Origin of the sequence: Cupriavidus basilensis (assembly GCF_000876015.1) — a bacterium.
Lineage (GTDB): Bacteria > Pseudomonadota > Gammaproteobacteria > Burkholderiales > Burkholderiaceae > Cupriavidus > Cupriavidus basilensis_B.
In genome coordinates this window covers 1-5574 of record NZ_BBQM01000049.1, presented here as the reverse complement: position 1 = coordinate 5574, position 5574 = coordinate 1, and the positions used below count along the sequence as shown (strand labels likewise).

Below are 5574 nucleotides of genomic sequence, written 5' to 3'. Positions count from 1 at the left end.
ACTGAGGGGTTTCAAGAGAGAGCCTGGCGATTACCTACTTTCACACGGGTAATCCGCACTATCATCGGCGTGGAGTCGTTTCACGGTCCTGTTCGGGATGGGAAGGGGTGGTTCCAACTCGCTATGGTCACCAGGCATGAGCGGTGTGTTGCGCTGGGCTTGTCGGCCAACGCAACGAATAGGGATGTAGTCAGGTTGTGTCTTGTATCGGCCAAGCTGCTGAGCAGCGGCACGCGATACGTCAACCAGGCAGAAACACACTGGTTATAGGATCAAGCCTTACGGGCAATTAGTACTGGTTAGCTTAACGCATTACTGCGCTTCCACACCCAGCCTATCAACGTCCTGGTCTCGAACGACCCTTCAAGGAGGTCAAGCCTCCAGGGAATCCTCATCTTCAGGCGAGTTTCCCGCTTAGATGCTTTCAGCGGTTATCTCTTCCGTACATAGCTACCCTGCGATGCCTCTGGCGAGACAACAGGTACACCAGCGGTACGTCCACTCCGGTCCTCTCGTACTAGGAGCAGCCCCCGTCAAGATTCCAACGCCCACGGCAGATAGGGACCAAACTGTCTCACGACGTTTTAAACCCAGCTCACGTACCTCTTTAAATGGCGAACAGCCATACCCTTGGGACCGGCTACAGCCCCAGGATGAGATGAGCCGACATCGAGGTGCCAAACACCGCCGTCGATATGAACTCTTGGGCGGTATCAGCCTGTTATCCCCAGAGTACCTTTTATCCGTTGAGCGATGGCCCTTCCATTCAGAACCACCGGATCACTATGTCCTGCTTTCGCACCTGCTCGACTTGTCGGTCTCGCAGTTAAGCACGCTTTTGCCATTGCACTTTAGGTACGATGTCCGACCGTACCAAGCGTACCTTCGAACTCCTCCGTTACACTTTGGGAGGAGACCGCCCCAGTCAAACTGCCTACCATGCACTGTCCCCGACCCGGATTCACGGGCCAAGGTTAGAACCTCAAACAAACCAGGGTGGTATTTCAAGGTCGGCTCCACGCAGACTAGCGTCCACGCTTCAAAGCCTCCCACCTATCCTACACAGATCGGTTCAAAGTCCAATGCAAAGCTACAGTAAAGGTTCATGGGGTCTTTCCGTCTAGCCGCGGGGAGATTGCATCATCACAAACACTTCAACTTCGCTGAGTCTCGGGAGGAGACAGTGTGGCCATCGTTACGCCATTCGTGCAGGTCGGAACTTACCCGACAAGGAATTTCGCTACCTTAGGACCGTTATAGTTACGGCCGCCGTTTACCGGGACTTCAATCAAGAGCTTGCACCCCATCATTTAATCTTCCGGCACCGGGCAGGCGTCACACCCTATACGTCCACTTTCGTGTTTGCAGAGTGCTGTGTTTTTATTAAACAGTCGCAGCCACCATTTTATTGCAACCCCTTCACCCTCCTGGCGCAGGCCAGTCAAGCTACAAGGGCGTACCTTATCCCGAAGTTACGGTACCAATTTGCCGAGTTCCTTCTCCCGAGTTCTCTCAAGCGCCTTAGAATACTCATCTCGCCCACCTGTGTCGGTTTGCGGTACGGTCTCGTATGACTGAAGCTTAGAGGCTTTTCTTGGAACCACTTCCAATTGCTTCGCAGCACTAGGCCGCTCGCCCCATATCCTTGAATTCCGCGCCCGGATTTGCCTAAGCGCCTTCTCCAATACAGGGACCGGGACTTCCAACACCCGGACAACCTTCCGCGATCCGTCCCCCCATCGCATCATACGACGGTGCAGGAATATTAACCTGCTTCCCATCAGCTACGCATCTCTGCCTCGCCTTAGGGGCCGACTCACCCTACGCCGATGAACGTTGCGTAGGAAACCTTGGGCTTACGGCGAGGGGGCTTTTCACCCCCTTTATCGCTACTCATGTCAGCATTCGCACTTCTGATACCTCCAGCATCCTTTACAAGACACCTTCACAGGCTTACAGAACGCTCTCCTACCATGCACTTACGTGCATCCGCAGCTTCGGTGACTGGCTTAGCCCCGTTACATCTTCCGCGCAGGACGACTCGATCAGTGAGCTATTACGCTTTCTTTAAAGGGTGGCTGCTTCTAAGCCAACCTCCTGACTGTTTTAGCCTTCCCACTTCGTTTCCCACTTAGCCAATCTTTGGGACCTTAGCTGGCGGTCTGGGTTGTTTCCCTCTTGACACCGGACGTTAGCACCCGATGTCTGTCTCCCGTGATTGCACTCTTCGGTATTCGGAGTTTGCTATGGCGGGGTAATCAGCAATAGACCCCCCAACCATGACAGTGCTCTACCCCCGAAGGTGAGACACGAGGCACTACCTAAATAGTTTTCGGAGAGAACCAGCTATTTCCAGACTTGTTTAGCCTTTCACCCCTATCCACAGCTCATCCCCTAACTTTTCAACGTTAGTGGGTTCGGTCCTCCAGTACGTGTTACCGCACCTTCAACCTGGCCATGGATAGATCGTCTGGTTTCGGGTCTACACCCAGCGACTGAACGCCCTATTCGGACTCGCTTTCGCTACGCCTTCCCTAATCGGTTAAGCTTGCCACTGAATGTAAGTCGCTGACCCATTATACAAAAGGTACGCCGTCACCCGTTTCCAGGCTCCGACTGTTTGTATGCATGCGGTTTCAGGATCTATTTCACTCCCCTCCCGGGGTTCTTTTCGCCTTTCCCTCACGGTACTGGTTCACTATCGGTCGATCACGAGTATTTAGCCTTGGAGGATGGTCCCCCCATCTTCAGACAGGATTTCACGTGTCCCGCCCTACTTGTCGTACACCTAGTTCCACAACGCTGTTTTCGCATACAGGGCTATCACCTGCTATGGCCGGCCTTTCCAGACCGTTCTGCTAACAACACTGCTAAAGAGTACAAGGCTCTTCCCATTTCGTTCGCCACTACTTTGGGAATCTCGGTTGATTTCTGTTCCTGCAGCTACTTAGATGTTTCAGTTCGCCGCGTTCGCTTCCCTGACCTATGTATTCAGTCAGGGATGACCCATTCGGGCCGGGTTTCCCCATTCGGACATCTCCGGATCAAAGCTTGTTTGCCAGCTCCCCGAAGCTTTTCGCAGGCTACCGCGTCCTTCATCGCCTGTGATCGCCAAGGCATCCACCACATGCACTTGTTCGCTTGACCCTATAACAAGTGTGTCTCTTTCGAGTCACGCTTCCTACAGGTTGAGTTCTCGCATTTGTGCCGTATTCCAAGTCATCTTTCGATCACTTTAAAATACATTTGGTTGATACAATCACAACCCGGTATCGTGTTTTACTTCAGCGTCTCATCAACGCTCACGACACCTTTACTACATCCCATATTGTTAAAGAACAGCCGATGTTTCCATCGTCTTGGCAAAGCCAAACGCAAGCACTCAAGACTAAGCGCTTGCGTTTGGACTAACCAATCCAAGGTCGCACAAGTCTTTGACTTGTACGTCTCACTCAAAGTAAGTGGTGGAGGATGACGGGATCGAACCGACGACCCCCTGCTTGCAAAGCAGGTGCTCTCCCAGCTGAGCTAATCCCCCGATAACTTGGTGGGTCTGGTAGGACTTGAACCTACGACCCCCGCCTTATCAAGACGGTGCTCTAACCACCTGAGCTACAGACCCTTGGCTGTAACACCAAACAAACCGATAAGTGTGAACGCTCAACAACTTCTGCACGCTCTTGAAAGGAGGTGATCCAGCCGCACCTTCCGATACGGCTACCTTGTTACGACTTCACCCCAGTCATGAACCCTGCCGTGGTAATCGCCCTCCTTGCGGTTAGGCTAACTACTTCTGGCAAAACCCACTCCCATGGTGTGACGGGCGGTGTGTACAAGACCCGGGAACGTATTCACCGCGGCATGCTGATCCGCGATTACTAGCGATTCCAGCTTCACGTAGTCGAGTTGCAGACTACGATCCGGACTACGATGCGTTTTCTGGGATTAGCTCCCCCTCGCGGGTTGGCAACCCTCTGTACGCACCATTGTATGACGTGTGAAGCCCTACCCATAAGGGCCATGAGGACTTGACGTCATCCCCACCTTCCTCCGGTTTGTCACCGGCAGTCTCTCTAGAGTGCCCTTTCGTAGCAACTAGAGACAAGGGTTGCGCTCGTTGCGGGACTTAACCCAACATCTCACGACACGAGCTGACGACAGCCATGCAGCACCTGTGTCCACTTTCTCTTTCGAGCACCTGATGCATCTCTGCTTCGTTAGTGGCATGTCAAGGGTAGGTAAGGTTTTTCGCGTTGCATCGAATTAATCCACATCATCCACCGCTTGTGCGGGTCCCCGTCAATTCCTTTGAGTTTTAATCTTGCGACCGTACTCCCCAGGCGGTCAACTTCACGCGTTAGCTACGTTACTGAAGAAATGAATCCCCAACAACTAGTTGACATCGTTTAGGGCGTGGACTACCAGGGTATCTAATCCTGTTTGCTCCCCACGCTTTCGTGCATGAGCGTCAGTGACGTCCCAGGGGGCTGCCTTCGCCATCGGTATTCCTCCACATCTCTACGCATTTCACTGCTACACGTGGAATTCTACCCCCCTCTGACATACTCTAGCCTTGCAGTCACAAGCGCCATTCCCAAGTTGAGCTCGGGGATTTCACGCCTGTCTTACAAAACCGCCTGCGCACGCTTTACGCCCAGTAATTCCGATTAACGCTCGCACCCTACGTATTACCGCGGCTGCTGGCACGTAGTTAGCCGGTGCTTATTCTTCCGGTACCGTCATCCCCCCGAGGTATTAACCCAGGGGATTTCTTTCCGGACAAAAGTGCTTTACAACCCGAAGGCCTTCTTCACACACGCGGCATTGCTGGATCAGGGTTGCCCCCATTGTCCAAAATTCCCCACTGCTGCCTCCCGTAGGAGTCTGGGCCGTGTCTCAGTCCCAGTGTGGCTGATCGTCCTCTCAGACCAGCTACTGATCGTCGCCTTGGTGAGCTCTTACCTCACCAACTAGCTAATCAGACATCGGCCGCTCCTATCGCGCGAGGCCTTACGGTCCCCCGCTTTCACCCTCAGGTCGTATGCGGTATTAGCTAATCTTTCGACTAGTTATCCCCCACGACAGGGCACGTTCCGATGTATTACTCACCCGTTCGCCACTCGCCACCAGGATTGCTCCCGTGCTGCCGTTCGACTTGCATGTGTAAGGCATGCCGCCAGCGTTCAATCTGAGCCAGGATCAAACTCTTCAGTTCAATACCTGTGTGGTTCCGCGCAGTTACCTGCTGAAACCTCGCTCTTTCGAGCGGTCGCTCACTCTCAGAAAACTGACTCGATCCTCCCGAAGAAGAACCGAACATGTTTACTGTGCGAGCACTTTATAACTTGTAAGCTAGAAGACCGAAGTCTCCCGCGTCCGCTATCAAGCGCCCACACTTATCGGTTGTTTGTTTGTTAAAGAACTTGCCGCGGTTCGCTTTGCTTACCGCGTCGCTGCTTCGTTGTCAGCAGCAGAGAAACGAGATTATGAAGAACTTTCTACGTTTCGTCAACAGGTTTCGCAATCTTTTTTTGCTTCGGCCAGCCGCGCCATCCGCGCCACCAACCTCACCCA

General features: G+C 53.2%; 2 tRNA genes and 3 rRNA genes. All 5 read right to left on the bottom strand.

The annotated features are described in order from the left end of the window. Positions 1–21: 21 nt before the first annotated feature. A 5S ribosomal RNA gene (rrf, locus tag KF708C_RS33980) occupies positions 22–135 on the bottom strand. 133 nt (positions 136–268) lie between these two features. Then, positions 269–3147, bottom strand: a 23S ribosomal RNA gene (locus tag KF708C_RS33975). Between the two features lie 315 nt (positions 3148–3462). After that, positions 3463–3538, bottom strand: a tRNA-Ala gene (locus tag KF708C_RS33970). A gap of 7 nt (positions 3539–3545) precedes the next feature. Then, positions 3546–3622 (bottom strand) — tRNA-Ile (locus KF708C_RS33965). A 61-nt stretch (positions 3623–3683) separates the two neighbouring features. Further along, a 16S ribosomal RNA gene (locus KF708C_RS33960) occupies positions 3684–5215 on the bottom strand. The 16S, 23S and 5S rRNA genes sit together here with 2 tRNA genes alongside, the layout of an rRNA operon. Positions 5216–5574 lie beyond the last annotated feature (359 nt).